The sequence below is a fragment of the Halarchaeum grantii genome, from assembly GCF_014647455.2.
In the GTDB taxonomy this organism is placed as follows: Archaea; Halobacteriota; Halobacteria; order Halobacteriales; family Halobacteriaceae; genus Halarchaeum; species Halarchaeum grantii.
This window is the reverse complement of sequence record NZ_BMPF01000005.1, coordinates 158,687-173,960: the sequence shown is the minus strand read 5'-3', so window position 1 is coordinate 173,960 and position 15,274 is coordinate 158,687. Positions and strand designations below refer to the sequence as shown.

12 protein-coding genes and 1 pseudogene are annotated in these 15,274 nt (G+C 63.8%); 6 read left to right on the top strand and 7 right to left on the bottom strand.

Annotated features, from left to right (window positions below; all coding sequences use genetic code 11):
• The 7 genes from IEY12_RS14110 to IEY12_RS14080 form a co-directional block, all read right to left on the bottom strand.
• Positions 1-3,393: ATP-binding protein (locus IEY12_RS14110; RefSeq protein ID WP_188884296.1), on the bottom strand; the 3,393-nt coding region annotated here is incomplete at its 3' end.
• Positions 3,386-5,575, bottom strand: a complete 2,190-nt coding sequence (locus tag IEY12_RS14105; RefSeq protein ID WP_188884295.1) for a VirB4 family type IV secretion system protein — start codon at positions 5,573-5,575, stop codon at positions 3,386-3,388. The genes IEY12_RS14105 and IEY12_RS14110, both read right to left, overlap by 8 nt.
• Complete coding sequence (locus tag IEY12_RS14100; protein ID WP_188884294.1) at positions 5,568-6,686, bottom strand: TraC-like domain-containing protein; 1,119 nt, start codon at positions 6,684-6,686, stop codon at positions 5,568-5,570. The genes IEY12_RS14105 and IEY12_RS14100 overlap by 8 nt, the downstream gene beginning before the upstream one ends.
• A 3-nt stretch (positions 6,687-6,689) precedes the next feature.
• Positions 6,690-7,748: a TrbL/VirB6 family protein gene (locus tag IEY12_RS14095; protein WP_188884293.1), complete on the bottom strand. Its 1,059-nt coding sequence runs from the start codon at positions 7,746-7,748 to the stop codon at positions 6,690-6,692.
• Between the two features lie 2 nt (positions 7,749-7,750).
• Positions 7,751-8,407: a hypothetical protein gene (locus IEY12_RS14090; RefSeq protein WP_229871394.1), complete on the bottom strand. Its 657-nt coding sequence runs from the start codon at positions 8,405-8,407 to the stop codon at positions 7,751-7,753.
• 192 nt (positions 8,408-8,599) lie between these two features.
• A complete protein-coding gene (locus IEY12_RS14085; RefSeq protein ID WP_188884292.1) occupies positions 8,600-10,303 on the bottom strand; it encodes a DUF8186 domain-containing protein in 1,704 nt (567 codons plus the stop codon).
• Between the two features lie 22 nt (positions 10,304-10,325).
• Positions 10,326-10,688, bottom strand: coding sequence for a DUF7985 family protein (locus tag IEY12_RS14080; protein ID WP_188884291.1), 363 nt, complete (start codon positions 10,686-10,688; stop codon positions 10,326-10,328).
• A gap of 358 nt (positions 10,689-11,046) precedes the next feature.
• Between IEY12_RS14080 and IEY12_RS14075 the strand changes: the two genes are divergently transcribed.
• The 6 genes and pseudogenes from IEY12_RS14075 to IEY12_RS14050 all read left to right on the top strand — a co-directional run bounded on the left by IEY12_RS14075 (position 11,047) and on the right by IEY12_RS14050 (position 15,084).
• A complete protein-coding gene (locus tag IEY12_RS14075) occupies positions 11,047-11,955 on the top strand; it encodes a bile acid:sodium symporter family protein (RefSeq protein ID WP_188884290.1) in 909 nt (302 codons plus the stop codon).
• A 151-nt stretch (positions 11,956-12,106) separates the two neighbouring features.
• Positions 12,107-12,478 (top strand): MarR family transcriptional regulator, encoded by a 372-nt coding sequence (locus IEY12_RS14070; protein ID WP_188884289.1) that lies wholly within the window; start codon positions 12,107-12,109, stop codon positions 12,476-12,478.
• A pseudogene (locus IEY12_RS16030) lies at positions 12,475-12,834 on the top strand (type II toxin-antitoxin system PemK/MazF family toxin). Before IEY12_RS14070 ends, IEY12_RS16030 begins: the two are co-directional and overlap by 4 nt.
• A 225-nt stretch (positions 12,835-13,059) precedes the next feature.
• A complete protein-coding gene (locus IEY12_RS14060; RefSeq protein ID WP_188884288.1) occupies positions 13,060-13,425 on the top strand; it encodes a nucleotidyltransferase domain-containing protein in 366 nt (121 codons plus the stop codon).
• Positions 13,418-13,822, top strand: a complete 405-nt coding sequence (locus IEY12_RS14055) for a HEPN domain-containing protein (protein ID WP_188884287.1) — start codon at positions 13,418-13,420, stop codon at positions 13,820-13,822. Before IEY12_RS14060 ends, IEY12_RS14055 begins: the two co-directional genes overlap by 8 nt.
• A 2-nt stretch (positions 13,823-13,824) precedes the next feature.
• Positions 13,825-15,084 (top strand): tyrosine-type recombinase/integrase, encoded by a 1,260-nt coding sequence (locus IEY12_RS14050; RefSeq protein WP_188884286.1) that lies wholly within the window; start codon positions 13,825-13,827, stop codon positions 15,082-15,084.
• The last annotated feature ends 190 nt before the right edge of the window (positions 15,085-15,274 follow it).

The following is a 15,274-nucleotide window of genomic DNA, read 5'->3' as shown; positions in this document are numbered from 1 at the left end:
CTCGACGCGCTCTGCCCACTCAGTCTGCGACGACCCGGGGCGAACGACGAAGAGCGGGAATTCACCTTTATCCTGTGCTTTCCGGAGGTTCACCAGCACCTTCGCGGGGTTCTCTGGTGTTGTGGTCTCTACCTCGATCGCGAACGGCTCCTCGAAGTCGGGATGGGTCGCCCGGGCGTCCGGTTTCTCGCTGCCGTCCTGGGTGAGGATGGAGACGGTGAATCCCTGCGCGGTCAACTCCTGCTCGATCTGTTCGAGGGCTGTGTCGTGCTTCTCACTTCCGGCAGACTGCACTGACCCGGTTTCGGGCGTCGCGACGTCTTCGCCGTCGTTGGTAAGGCGGATCACGAGTTCGTCGGCGTCCATGTCGACGGTCGTCTCGAGGAAGCGCGAGCGCTGCCGGACCGACGAGAGTTCCTCGTACGTCGGCGCGTCCGCATCGGCGTCCTCGAAGAGACGGCGGAGTTCGTCGTCGACTGTCTCGACCGCCACCCAGTCGTTCCCCTCCCGACTCCTGGTTCGCAACTGGACGCTGCGAACGACTTTCGCGAGCGCGACGTCCAACTCGCCGTCCGCGACGTCGAGGACGTCACCGAGTTCCTCGGGCGTCTGCGTCGTCGGCGTCTCGTCCTCCGTCACGCCATAGGCGTCACCGACGTGGTCGTGGAGCCGCGTGAGCGTGTCCTCGAAGCGCGCCTCTTCGTCGCTCGTCAAGGGCTGGTCGCTCTCCGGATGGCCCGTCGGGATCGGGAGTGGCGCGAGACTGAACGGATACGGCCCGGTCTCTCCGAAGACGGGACTGGGGAGGTTCGCGATCCACTCGCCGCGTGGGAGCGAGCGGATGCGGTTCGCGAAGTCCTCCGGGTCCATCTCCTCGTGAGCCATCGCCTGGGCGAGTTCGCGGTCGACGCTGATCTTCCCGACGAGCGGGCTGCCGACGTTGTTCAGGACGTTCAGGTAGGCGCGACGACCGCCTTCGGCTTTCATCTGCTCGGGGAACTGCATCGACAACCCGACCGACAGCCGGAAACTCCGACCCTGCTCGAGGAGGTTGTTCATCACGTCCGAGACGGCGACCGACGCCGCCTCGTCGATCAGGAGGTTCACGACGTACTCGTCGGGGTGGGTCGCGACGTCTTGATTCTCCTCTTGGAGGGCGGCCTCAAGGTTGGTGAGGATGACGCCGGTCATGATGCGGGCGGCGTCCTCGCGAAGATCACCGAGGTCGAAGAGGACCATCGTGTCCTCGTCGAGGAGATCGCGGAAGTCGAACTGCGGATCAGTATTGTTGAAGATGCGGCGGAGGGTCGCGTCGTCCGAAATCATCGCGAGGCGGTTGCTGACGCCGCCCATGATGTTCGAGAACGTCGTCTTGTCCGCCTGCAACTGGCGACGCAAGGAGCGCGTGACGGCCTCGTCGGTCGACTGCGGCGCCGCGCTCAAGTCGGGCTGTGGCGGGCCGGCCTCCCAGAGCTGGTCGAGCGCGTTCTCGAGTTGGCGGTGCGCGAAGTACTCGGTCGATTCGCGATACTGGCCGTTCTCGCGGCCGTGCTCCTCGTCGAAGAGCGCCTTGATGAGCGTCTTGATCAGGCCGGGGGCGACAGTCGCGCGCTCGTAGCGCTCCTGGCCCATGACGAGTTTGAGAATCTCCTCGTAGTGGTCGGCCTTCTTCTGGACGGCGTCCTCGCGACGGACGCCGTTCTCGAGAGCGGGCTGGATGTTGAAGAAGGAGAACCCAGGGAGGTCCTCGGGAATCGAGAAGTGGATGACGTTCTCTTCGAGGTCCTCGAGCCCGAATCCAGCGGCGTGGGCGCGCATGTAGTTCTCCGTCATCCCGTCCCCCTTCGGCTCGATGTGGATGGTCGGGCCACTCGTGTTCGCGTAGAGTGAGAGCAGTTCGTTGATCTGGGCTTTCGACTTCCCAGCGCCGGTCGTTCCGAAGCGCCCGTAGTGGGTCGGGAGGAGACTCGGCGGGACCCGAACCGGTTCGTCCTCGGGCTCGCCGGTCTCGTCGAGCGCGTAGCCGACGGCCATCCCCGCGCGGAACTCGCTCAGAAGGTCGGGGTCGGGGCGTGTGAGGGGATTCCGACTCTGCTGTTCCGCACGCGTCCCACGCGAGCCCTCGATCGAGAGCTGTTCGGAGGAGGGGACGAGGAGGAAGTTCGCGAGTTCCCGGCCGCTCAGCACGAAGTCGGGTCGTGTCTTCCCGCGACCCGTGACGATCTCACGATTGATGAGACGCTGGAGTGCGTTTCGTGCGTTCTTCTCCTTCTTCGCTTCACGAAAGCCACTCGACCGGACTCGTTCGGCGTCGACGTCGTAGAAGGGACCGTCGAGCGGGTCGAAGACGGGCGCAAGCGACGACAGCCGCTCGTCCAGCGACTCCTCGCCGTCGTCGCTCGTGGGCACGCCGACCGCCCGGATGTTCGTGGTGAACGAGCGTTGTGGGTTCGTCGCCTCGATGGCGTTCAACCGGCGGACGACGATGTCGCTCAACTCGCGTTCGTCGTGGTCGTGTTCGTACTCCTCGAACTCGAGGAGGTCGCCGATGAGGCGTTGCGACCATGTGTCTCGGCCGTCGATCAGGTCTTCCTTGCGGAGTTCGGCATCCGACTGCCAGCTCTCGCGCCGCTGGAAGACGACCTGGAAGGCGAGTGGTTCGGTGGCGTCGTTGACGTGGTCGATGAGGGACGCGAGCGCCGCCCCCGGTCGGTCGACCGCCGATAGCGACTCCTCGTCCTCGCCGTCCGTGAATGGCGTCAGCGACGTCATCCAGTCCTTCTTTCGCGTGGCCGCACCCTGCCAGCGCACACCGTACGGGGAGACCGTGCCAGTCGCCGGCCGCGCGAGAATCGTCCCATCCTCGGTCACAGTCGGCCTCTCGATCGTCGCGTCGTCCCCAGCGGCGAGTTCGAGTGCCGTCCCCTCCATGGACACCACTCTGTCCGCAGTCACCTCACCGTCGCGGGCCTCTCTCTCGCCCTCGTCGGTGAGCGCGTACTGCTCGTCCTCCCCGAACTCGTACTCGAGATCACCCTGCTGGTAGGCGTCGACGAACTCCTCGCGCGAGTATTCGACGGGCTGGACGAGCCGGGAGGCGACGTCGAGGTCGACGCGTTCGAGGTCGAACGTCTCCGGGTAGACCGACCGCAGCCTCTCCTCAACCGTATCGAGGTGGTCGTCGGCGCCGTAGTAGAACTCGACGGGCGCGTCTTCGCCCTCGCTGAGTGCGAGGAACTCGAAGCGCGGCGGCGTCGACGACGACAGCGGGTTCAGCTTCGACCCGAGACCACCACTCTCGTTGGTGAGTTTGTGGAGGCTTTCGAGGAGTCGCGGAATCCCCGCCGGATCCAGCGTCTCAGAGGTCGGCGTGACGCGGAGATACTCACGCATCGTGACCACCGTCCGTCTCCGCAACCTGCTCTGCGTCGTCGCCCGATTCGCCGGCCTGTTCAGCGAGTTGCTGCTGGATGGACTCCATCTCGGAATTCGCGTCGTCGCTGGTCGCACCGGGGAGTTCGTCGCGGGTCTGGGTGGTGGGGTCGAAGTCGATGACCTGTTTCTCCTTGGGCATGGCTTCGACCTGGATGCCGCGCCACTCGCCGTCGACACCCACGAGGGCTTCGGAGAACCCCGCGTCCTCGTTTCCGGGGACGGCGTCCTGGACGTAGCGCATCTGGGCGTGGTTCAACCCGAACTCGTCCGCCCATTCTTCGTCCATCCCGTCGAGGCGGTGGAACTGCTTGACGGCACACTGGTCGAGGATCGCCTCACTCTCGGCGTGCTCGAAGAACTCATCGACCGTCTGCGTGACGAGGCGGATCGAGAGGTCGTGGTGGCGGTGATGGCGGAACACCGTCTCGAGGAAGGCGAGGCTCGCCGCGTCCTGCATGATGTAGCGGGCCTCGTCGATGACGAAGACGACCTCCTTCTCCGTCTCCTTCGCGCGCTCGTACACCAACGAAATGAGGAGTTGCATCGTGAGGGCGGTACTGGAGTCGACGCTGCCCTCTTGCTGGGCGAGGTCGAGATAGATGGTCTTCTCGTCGCGGATGTCGAACGCGGACGCCTTCCCGAGGTTCGCGTGCCGGCCATCCTCCTCGAAGGGGCGGAGTTGGTCGAGGAGCCACGTTGCGTCCGCCTGCAGCTTCTCGGCTTCCTCGTCGGAGCGCACGACGAACTCCTCGGGGTCGTCGACCATCTCCTCGAAAACGTCCATCATGTCTCGAATCGTCGGACTCGGATTGTCGTGCGTCGTGATGTCGTCGGTGATTCCCTGGCGGGTGTAGGCGGTCCGCAGGCCGAGTTCGAGCGTCGTCCGCCGATCACCGAGCGAGATCCCCCGTAGCGCGAAGAAGTTGGTGAGGAAGCTCATCGCGTCGTCGAGTTTCTCGTTGAACGGGCTCGCGTCCTCACCCATGGCGCGCTGGGCGTGCTCGGGCGTCTGCCGAATCTCCAAGGGATTCAGACCGAGCGTCCCACCGACGGTGATGCGCTGGGCGTCGAGAGCCTCGGAGACGCCCGCCCAGTTGTTGAGCGGTTCGAGAACGATGCCGATCCGGTCGCGGTCCTGCTCGATCGACCGGATGAAGTTCTGCTTCGAGCCAAACGACTTCCCGGACCCAGTATCGCCGACGGTGAACATGGCGTAGCCGTTGTCGCGTGCGAAGGGGTCGATGACGACGGGGCTCTGGTTGTCCTTGTGGATGCCGAACTCGACGCCGCCCTCCTCGAGGATCGTCGCGTTGTGTGGTGAGCCAAGAAGCGCGCCGACGGCACCACCGAGGGCGATGGATTCGCGGCCGAACTCGTTGTCGCCGATGGGTGCGGCGGACTGGAGGGCGACGTCCTGCCGGCAGATGGCGGTCTTCGGGGTGAGGTTCGCCGGGTCGTCCCGAAGCGTGCTCTTGACGGTGCGGACGGCGTCCTGCAGGTCGTCCTTCTCGTCGGCGCGCACCGTGATGAACACGCCCTGGTCGAAGACGTTCGCACCGCTCTCGACGGCCTTGTACGTCGCCGCCGCCTCGTCAGCGCGCTCTTGGAGGTAGGCGCCACGGACGCTCTGTTCGAGGTCGGCGTCCACTTGGAGGTCGTCGGCGATCTCCTCCAGTTCGTTCCGGGCGCGCTCCTGGTTCTTCGGCGTGACGTGCGCGGTGAGGTCGAACTCGACGTCGGTCAACTCGAAGAGGTCGCTGAGGTATCCATCAGTAGGGTGGTCTGGATATTCGGCGACGTAGAGGGTGCTCGTCCACTGCTCACCGACGTGCGCCGCACGCGTCTCCCACTCGATCGCAGCCGGCGCAACCGCCGTCTTGTGCGACTCCGCGATTTCGTCGAGAAGTCGTCCCTCCGCCTGACTGTCTTCGAGCGTCTCTTCGTCGAGGACGTCCGCGAACTCGACGGTGGGTTCGTCGTCGCGGGCCTGATAGCGCGTCCACGTGACGATGCTGGTCGCAACGACGAGGACGGCGACGAGGGCGTAGAGCAGCATCCCGCCCGGCGTCGTGGGGTTGAACGCCCACTCCGTGAGCTGTTCGCCGACCCCGGTCGCCGCCGGCAGGACGACGTTATGCATCGGCGTCCTCCCGTTCCTGGTGGACCATCGCTGGTTGGCCGCGAATGACTGATTCGGGGTCGCCGTAGTCGTGTTCGTGGCCGTTCCAGAAGTCCATCGCGAGCGTGAAGAGTTCGACCGTGCTGAGGCGGCGTGCCGACCAGCCACTCGCCTGCTGGACGAACTCGCTGCGGACCGCGGCGACGCGGTCGTCGAGCGTCTCGAACATCCGTGCGCGCCGTTCAGCCTCCTGCAGGTTCTCGCGGCGGGTGACGAACGGGTTGAAGAGGAAGCCGACCACGGGAATCTGGGTGAGTTTCTCGGCGGGTGTGGACTCGTCGCGATACCGGTCGTAGACCTCGATGGGTGAGACTTCGACGCCGATGTAGTAGTGGAGTTGCTGGATGCCGCGTTCGCGCATCTCGCGTGGACGCGTTTCGAGGTATTCTTCGAGGAGCTCGCGAAAGACCGGATTCTCGGTGACGTCCTCGTCGTCGAGGCGGTCTTGGATGTTCTCGACAACCCGCTCGATGGGGAACTCACGAGTGGTCGCGTGGAGTTTGAGCTTCGAGTCGAGTTCCTTGTTCGCGAACTCCGCGCCGGCCTCCTGGAGTTGCGCCCAATCGGCGGACATCGCGAAGTCCATGTTGTCGGGGTCGACCTCAACGAACGCCTCCATCGTCCCATCAGAACGCTGGATGGCGCCCGCACCCGGCCACGCGCGTTCGATATTGGTGAGGTCCTGGGTGCGTTCGTCCGGCGTGAAGGGCGTGTAGTTCGCGAGCCCGCCCTCGTTGCGCACCGTCTCGTTGGTCTCGAAGTCTGGCTCGTCGGGGGCGCTGAAGGTGACGCGGGGGCGTTTGAGGTATTGGTAGACGTCGGTGGCCCACGTCCAGGCGTTGAGGTGAGTGGGGGCGACGTAGATGATGGCGACACCGAGGCCAAAGCCACCGGCGACGAAGGGGAGGGCGAGCGAGTCGACGCCGGTGAGGGCGGCGAGAAGGAGGCCGATGATGGGGAAGGCGATGAGGACGCCGACGTCGCCCTCCTCGATGTTGAGGTAGGGAATGCGGCTCTCCTCGCCGAACTGATTCATGATGCGTCGTGCGGCGGCGTCTGGATCTGTCGACATGGATTAGCGAGTATTCGGGTCGTTCTCTGTGCGGCGATACGACGGCGTCTCACCACTCTCCTCGTCGCCGGCGCGACGGCTGGCGTGTTCGGCGACGGCTTGTCCGGCGGCGGCCTTCGGGCCCCAGCGCGCGGCGGTCGTCGCAACACTCGCCCCACCGACGTACACACCGGCTGCGACGCCGCCGACGAGCGCGGCACCCTGTGTGGCGGTGCCGATGGCTTTCGCGGTGAGTGGTGTCGCGTACTCGAACGTCTTCCACGTCACCACTAAGGCGACGAGCGGGAGGGAGACCGCGACAATGTAGCTCAGGAACGGTGAGGATGGATTGAGGGCGTTCTGTGCATAGAGTAAGTCGTAGCCCTTGAACACGACCGCGGCAGGGAGTGGGAGGATGGCAAGCGGAACGAAGCGTTTGCTGAAGCCCATCGCGACGTCCGAGAGCACTGGGATGTTGCCGTAGGCGAGTGCGAACGCGATCGGCATCCCGTAGATATAGACGTAGAGCAGCACCCCACGGATGTAGTAGAGCGCTTCGAGCGCCCACATCGAGAGTCCACCGAGCATTCCAAAGACGAGTGATAATGCTGCGTTGTGGAGGGAGAACCGAAGGAGGTCAATCATTGCAGCGCTGACGGAGCTGAGACTCGGCAGTAGAGCGATCGTGAATCCGTTGACGAGGTAGAGGGTGAGTACGGCGATCCAGTACCACGTGATGATCAGGAAGGAACCGACCCACGCAGTCTTGCGGGTTCGTCGTGACTCGTAGGCGCTCCCGATGTTGAAGATGCGGATGAGGTGGCGTCCCTGCACGCAGACTACGAGTAAGAGCAGCGAGACGACCATGATCTCGCCGCCGATCAATGCGTGATGGATGGACTGCCAGGGAGCGTTCGTGGGCTGGCCGAAGACAAACGCCCCGTCCGTCTGTGGTGTCGGAGTACCAAACGTCTCAACCGAGAGGGTATGATATCCTTGCTTGAGCCCCTGCATGAAGAGACCGGTGAACCAGTTGACTGCATCCTTGAAACTCTGAAGGACGACATCAATGAGGTCAACCACGGCTAGTTCTCCCCGATTGTGATTGAGCAGTTATGGAGCTGCTCAGATGCGGAGTAGTGGATGCTGTACGTCTGAGAAACGTTACCCTCCCTGGAACCCGTCTCGAGGATGAGCCGGAACGTGCCCTCCTGTTGTTGATCGGTGCAGGTTACGTTGGCACCAGGACCAAACGCAAACGGGGCGCGATAGCTGTATATGGTTGTCTGCGTTCCTGGCGGGATGACGACGTCCTGTACCTCTGAGTCACTCTCTGGGTTGTAGATGCCACTCACGTCTGTTTGATCGGCGTAGGATGTACCGTTCTCGCCGCTGGGATATGGCACGAACCCCATAAACAGGAGTTTCGTGATCGCCGTCGGCCCACTCCCTCTGTTGGCAACACTCACAAACGCCTCAACGCCTGTTCTGTGCTCTGTCCCGTCCCACATCTTTGCGGGCTGATTGCGTCCGATGCCCATCTCGAGAATCTGGAGGTCGGGACGGAGCGACTGCGTCGTCGTGCCGACAGTCTGGTCGCCGTTGACGGCGACGAGCGTGTACTCGCCGGGCGTGTAGGTGGTGCCGACGTCGAAGGAGACGCGACTCGCACCCTTCGCGACGCCGCGTTTCCCGAACAGCGACCCGTTCGGCTTCACGAGGTTCACGTGCTCGACGTCCACGCCACTCGTGAGGTCGACAACGAGCGTCGTCCCCTGGGACGTCGACGGTCGCGAAGGGCCCAGACGCACTGGTTGTCGAGGAACTCGACGTCCCAGAGTTCTGGGTACCGGTGCAGCCGGCGACGCCGGCGAGGGCGAGACTGCCGAGTGCTCGGAGGGCGGTACGACGGTCGATGGGTGGTGGGCTGTCAGTCATGAGTTCTGGAAGCGATCGAGGCCGAAGAGTCGGAGGAGGCGCTGGCCGGCGTAGAACATCACGACGAACGGGAGGAGTTTCCACCCGGTCGTGAACGCGAGGTTAAACCATCCCGAGAGCGTGCCCAGCGGGTGCCAGCGTACGCTTGCTTGATCACGCACGTACGCGGGGTTGGCGCCGAGCCACGATTCGGGGTGGTACTGGGCGGTGTAGATGCCGGGCTGAGTGAGCGTGACGACCGCAATCCCGGAGGCGTTCGTCTCGACGTGCTGGTCACCGATGGCGATGGAGCCGTTCGGTGATTGTGCGAGCGCGCGGCCGCGCTGCTCTGTCGAGAGATCGATCGGCGCATCCGTCTGGTTGTCCCGCAGCTCGAGGCGGACCTTGGCGGCCGAGTCGTTCTGCGAGAGCACGCTCGCGGTGAGATTGCTCTCGCGGAGGTGGCGGGTCGAGCCGGAGCTGGGCTGGAAGATCGTCGCGTTCACGCCGCGGACGATTCCCGCGACGTGGAGTGCCTGCCGGTCGACCTGATTCGCGCGGACGGCGACGCCGTAGGACGTCTTGTAGGAGTCGTTCACGACGTCGATGTGAACGTTTTCGCCGAGCGTTGAGGCGGGCGAGGATCGGTTGATCCCCCACGTCCGAACGACCGATGGTCCCGTCCGAACCGGTTCGGCGACCGGCCCGATCCGTGACGGATATGCGTGCACGGAAACCGGGATCGCGTCGGAGTTTGTGCGTGTCTCGCCGTCGCGCGTCGATGCGACGAGCGTGTCCCAGTTCGTGTGCCGTGCGGTGTAGAACCGCCACACACCACGCACACGAGCGCTCCCGTTGTCGGTGAGCGTGTAGCCCTGCCACGGCCGCGACTGGAAGATCGCGACGCCCGCATCCCCATCCGGGTACTCCGCGTAGTAGGGGTATGCTGCGAGGTCGTACACCGACCCGCTGAGTGAGTCCGTGACCGTCACGGAATCCGTCTCCGTCGTCGTGCTTACGGTGTTCCCGTTTACTGTGGTGGTCTGCTCGACGGTGATCTCGATCGTCGCGTGCAACGTCAGCGTCGTGTTTCGCGTGTTCTGGAGGTGGTAGTCGAGCGTCGGCGTCTGCGTCCCGGTGCTCGAGGCGATCGTCTCGCCGTCCTGGGTGAGCCAGACGTGCGATACCTGATTGCTGGTGAGCGACCACTCGGTACTCGTGTTCGGGGAGCGGACCCGGTAGTCGACGAGGCCGCGGAGCGTCCCGTCCGGTGCGAGATACGCGCGTGTCTTACCGGACGCGAGGTGCGCTCGTGTCGAGGGGTGGGCGGCGAAGATCGTCGCGTGAGCGTCCGCGATGAGGGCGCTGTCCTCGAGGTCGGCGTTCTCCGGGTGGCGCGACGTCTCTGGGCCGCCGGCCTGTAGATCGCGGAAGTCATGCTTGGTCCACGTCGCGGCCGTCTTGGGTGGTCGGGTGAACGTGACGTCCGTCCCGTTCGCAAGCTGTTGGAGTGCGGTTCGGTGCTCGCCGTAGCGCTCGTAGTAGGCGGATTCGTTCGTGTAGTCGTCTGCGTCGTGCGACCAGAGCGTCGCGGACTCGTTCTCTGTGAGGCCGTTCCCCTCCGTCCCCGGACGGGGGTGGTTCGCGGCGGCGAGCCCGGTGACTATCGCGAGGAGGAGGACGCCGGCAATCGCTATCGAAACCGCGCGCGACGGGGACATCGATATGGAGGGCGGAGTCGGGTTACCAGGGAACGAGGTCCACGCACTGGGCGAGCGGGAGGCTCATCATCGACCCCGCGACCGTGTAGAGCGGGCCGAGAACCACGAGGACGACGGTAGACTTGAGTGCCGAGCGCTTGTGGCGCTTCAGCCCCTTCTTCTGCTCGGGGCTCAGCGTGAACATATCGATCAGGGAGTTCGCCTGCCACACCACGGCGAGTCCGACGATCCCGAGCGCCGTCGTCAACTGGAAGAAGCCCTCGATCATACTCGGGAGTTTGTCCGCATTGCAGACCGCCGACTGCTGGGCGGCGGCCGGCTCGACGGCGACGAGGCTGAGGAGGGCGAGCCCGATCACGGCACGTCGCGGCAGTCGATTCGGCAATACAGTATGAGTCGGTGGGGGCGACTCGTCAGCGGGAGAGGTTGGGTCGGTCACGAATTGTTGGGTAGGAGTTGGTGGTGACGGGCCGCGAACCGCTGGTGAGTGATCGCGAGAGCAGCGCTGGAGAGCAGTCACGTCGAGACTTTCTGCCCGAAGCAGGCGAAATCACGAGACTGCAGGCCCGTATGTGATACATCCGAGATGCTATAACTGAATCGGAAATAAATATCTTCTGCTACTTTCCTAGCGGATAAATAAACAATTCATCGAAAATGCTATTCGTCGAGCCCTCGGTGGGGGACGAATCCTGAACAGTAGAACCGGTACCGCTTCAACCGCGCTCCGGCAACCCCCCAGTGTGCGCTTGACACGCCTGATCAACGAATACCTCATCGGGTGGGTCATCCTCGCCGTCCTCCTCGGTGTCCTCGTCCCAGAGCTGAGTGTGGTGACGCGGGCATCCACACCGATTCTCGTCGTGATGGTCGGAAGCACCTCGCTCCTCCTCTCACTCGGAGACGTCCGTGCGGTCAACCGACGCGTCCTCGCGGGCGTCCTCCTCGCACACCTCGCGATGCCGGTTCTCGCGTTCACCATCGCCGCCCTCCTCGGGCTCTCACCCGCGCTCACCGCAGGATTCGTCCTCCTCGGCGCGGTTACGCCCGAGCTCGTCTCCCCGACGATGACCGCGCTCGCCGACGGCAATATCGCGCTTTCCTCTATCTCGCTCGTCGCCATCGGCGCCGTGAGCGTCCTCTACACGCCTGCCTCCGTCACCGCGCTTCTCAATGGGACAGTCCACGTCGACAGCGGGCGCCTCGTCTCCGAACTCCTCGTCGCCGTCGTCCTCCCGATGGCTATCGCTATCCTCGCCCGCTCGCGCTACGAGCGCGTCGTCGCGCGCTACGACGACTACTACACGAGTATCGCGTCCGTGATGGTCGTCCTGATCATCGGCGGGGTCGCCGCCGCGAACGCCACCCATCTCCGTGCTGTCACTCCTCTCCTCGCACTCGTCGTCACCGGCGCGTTCGCGCTGAACCTCCTCGGCTACGGCCTCGGGTGGAGCGTCGCACGCCTTGTGGACGCAACGCCCGCCGAACGCCTCGCTGGGACGTTCGCCGTCGGAATGCGCGATTTCGCCGTCGCCGCCGCGCTCGTCGTCGCTGCGGGCTTCCCCGCGATTGCTGCGCTCCCCGCTGTCTGCTTCGGCATCGTCGAGATGGTCACCAGCGCCGCAATCGCGCGGCTGGCGACGCGAAACTAATCCAAAGTCCGGACTGAGAAAATAGTCGTTGAGGCTGGTCCTCTCAATGCATTCCCGAATCGTGTCGTGGTCAATAACGATTTCTCCCCCGAGTTTTCACCATTTTCACTCCTAACACTCTTTACAGCGGATGACGTATCTCCATTCAACGATGTCCATCGACCGAGACACCTTCGAGAACACGAGCGAGGACGAACTCGCGGATCTTTCGGTCCCGGACCAAGTCCTCGGGTTTCTCGCTGCCAACGAGGATCGTGCGTTCAAGGCCCGCGAAATCGCCTCCCAAATCGACGTCGATGAGGGCGCAGTCAGCACTGCGCTTTCACGGTTGAAGGACCGCGATTTGGTCGAACACAAGGCGACGTACTGGGCGATAACCGACGACGCCGAGCGACTCGAGAGTTACAGCGGGTACGAACGAGCAACGGCGCTGTTCAACGAACAACGGGGTGTGGAGGACAAGGACTCCTGGCGTGAGCATGCACCGACAGAACCACACCCGAGCGTTGAGGACGAACAGTGACCAACGAAGAGACACCAATCTTCGAACGGGGCGACGTCGTCTACGGTGATGACCCTTTCAACGGTTGAGGAAGACGCTCGGCCTTGGCTCATCCTCTCGAACCATGAGGACCGTCGTTCCACGGCGACCAGTATATCGCGCTCACGTTGACGTCTAAATTCTGGATGGAAGGCCTCATCGACATCCCTGGAGCGAGTTGGCTTCGTGGTGGGACACCCGATGAGAGTCGGATCGTTCCGTGGGGCGTCCAATCGATCGATCATGAGGACATCGACTTCTGGCAGGGTCGTCTCGACAGTGATCTTGTTGACGAAGCGGTCGCTGCCCTCGTCGCCGAGCTACAAAATTCAATATAGCGAAATAGAGTATATCGAAACCCTTCCCTGTTCGGAGACTATTCTGTGTTGTTTGGTTGTCCAACCCTGACATCAACGCACCACAAATACTAAGCAAATAGACTGTATCGCTCTATCCACTCAGAACCGTGCCCTTAGAACTGCCACACCACCGAGCAAGCCGTCTGCTCCGTAATCAACGGCTGATCGGGAAAGATAATGACGACGGAGCGTGTATTCGGACGTATGAGTAGTAAGACCGCGGACGAAGCGCTCCCAGACGGCGCCCACGAGGCGGCGGCGATGACGTTCGTCGAGCGTGCGCGGTCCGACTACGGCGACGACCTCGCCGAATTGTACGTCTTCGGATCGACCATTCGTGGCGAGGCGAGCGGTCGATCGAGTGACGTCGACGTCCTCGTCGTCCTACGCGACGACGTGAATCACGAAGCCGTCACCGACTCCCTCCGAGATATCGCGTACGACGTGATGCTCGAGTGCGGACCACTCGTTGAGCTCCACATCCTCTCTGAATCGATGTTCGAGCGCTATCGTGAGGAGGGAAACCCGTTCGTACGCAACGTAGTCGACGAGGGACGTGCGTATGCCTGACGACGATGACGCGCCCGGGATGGCTGCAGTTGAGGACCAACTCAGACAGGCACGCCAAGCGCTTTCGGACGCCGAAGGTGCACGGAACGCGAACCTTTCCGACGCGGTCATCATCAACCGCCTGTACTATGCCTGCTTTCACGCCGCGCAGGCCGCACTCTACGACCGCGGCTTCGAGCCGACGACCCACGGCGGTGTCCTCACTCTCTTTGGCTCTGAGATCGTCGGAGAGGGTGACGCACCTCGTACAGATGGACGCTTTCTGAACGACCTCGGAGAACTCCGCCAGCAGGCCGACTACGGTTATGGGACAATCGATGAGAACGTCAACGCCCTCCTCGCTCGGACCCGCCAGTTTGTCTCTGAAATGGAGTCCCTCTGTCCGTCCATCGACTAGCGATGCCCTATTACGCTCGCTTCGACGATCTCGAGGAGTTCGCCGAGTTCTACCGCGAGGAGATCGCGCCCGCGCTCCGCGCCGACCCGGCCGTCGACGTCGATCCCGAGCGGGAGACGCCGACGTACGCGTGGCTGAAGGAGAACTACTCAGGGTTCGTCGAACGCCTCCGACGCGAGTACGATCTCTCGCCGGGCGAGTTCTACGAGGAAGTCGGCCTCCCGCCGAACCCCGAAGAGGACGACGACGGATGGGGTCTCGACCACGACCCCACGGTGCGCGGTCTGGAGGACTACCTGGAGGAGCTCGAACGCGACCGCGGCCGCGCGCCGACGACGGTGGGCCCGCGACGCTCGCGTCTGCGGACGTACGTCACGACCTACCGGGAGGTGAACGGGACGAGCGACCTCCTCTCGCCGCTGCTCGACGAGACGGCGAAGCCCGACGAGATCGCGCGCGTCCGCGACACCTTCCGCGTCCTCGACGACGAACTCGGGACGCTCGCCTCGAAGAAGAAGTACGTCTCCGCCGTCAAAAACTGGTACACGTTCCTCGTCGAGATGGGGCGTGGGCTCTACAACCCCGCAGAGAACCTGCTGAATCGCTTCGGCTGGGACGAAGACCCCATCTACGACCATCCCGCCCTCTCTCGAGACGACCTCACGGCGCTCCTCGATGTCGCGAACGAGGAGGAACGCTTTCTGCTGTTGGCGCTCGCCGGCTGGGGATTACGTCCGGTGGAGGCCTGCGAGTTACACGTCGACCAACTCGAACTCGACCCCGACGAGGGCGACGTTCCCTACATCGCCTTCGAGGCGGGCCAGCGCAAGAACTCCCGCCGGACGCGCAACACGGTCGAACTCCTCGTCGGCGTCGGCGCTATCGAAGAACGCATTGATCGGCTCGCCGAGGACTCGGCGTGGACGGGCTACCTCCTCCCCGGTCAGTCCCCAGGACGGCCGATTTCCACGCAGACAGCGCGGCGCTGGCTCCGCGACCTCGGCGAGCGCGCCGGCGTCACCATCGACGGCGGCCACCCCCTCCCGAAGATGGGACGTCGGACGTGGTACCGTCTCTACCGCCAGCAGCGCCCGAATATTGAGGCTGGCACGGCCGCCGTCGCGGCCGCACAGGGGTCGCGGGACGCATCGGTGTCGGAGCGCAACTATCTCGATGAACGGACGCGCCGGCAGGCCCGCGCCGACGCCATGCGTGACCTCGTCCAAAAGGAGTTCGCCGACATCTTCGGCGAGTATCTCTGAGCGCTCTATCTCGACGAGGTGGTGGTCGTCGACGCCGGTCATTCGATACTCGTCGGTGGCGAGATTGGGGGCACACCTATCGCCTAAGTACGCCGGGGCCGGCCAAGCCGTCGAGCTCGCGGACGAACGCGTGCGATGTAGAGGTATTCAATAGGTGGAAAATATAGATTGAGGGATAGTCATAGAGTTC

Excerpts from the sequence above, each read along its gene's own strand:
- IEY12_RS14105 (WP_188884295.1), bottom strand. The coding sequence starts at position 5,575 with ATGCATAACGTCGTCCTGCCGGCGGCGACCGGGGTCGGCGAACAGCTC.
- IEY12_RS14050 (WP_188884286.1), top strand. The coding sequence starts at position 13,825 with ATGCCCTATTACGCTCGCTTCGACGATCTCGAGGAGTTCGCCGAGTTC.
- IEY12_RS14055 (WP_188884287.1), top strand. The coding sequence starts at position 13,418 with ATGCCTGACGACGATGACGCGCCCGGGATGGCTGCAGTTGAGGACCAA.
- IEY12_RS14085 (WP_188884292.1), bottom strand. The coding sequence starts at position 10,303 with ATGTCCCCGTCGCGCGCGGTTTCGATAGCGATTGCCGGCGTCCTCCTC.
- IEY12_RS14100 (WP_188884294.1), bottom strand. The coding sequence starts at position 6,686 with ATGTCGACAGATCCAGACGCCGCCGCACGACGCATCATGAATCAGTTC.
- IEY12_RS14060 (WP_188884288.1), top strand. The coding sequence starts at position 13,060 with ATGAGTAGTAAGACCGCGGACGAAGCGCTCCCAGACGGCGCCCACGAG.
- IEY12_RS14070 (WP_188884289.1), top strand. The coding sequence starts at position 12,107 with ATGTCCATCGACCGAGACACCTTCGAGAACACGAGCGAGGACGAACTC.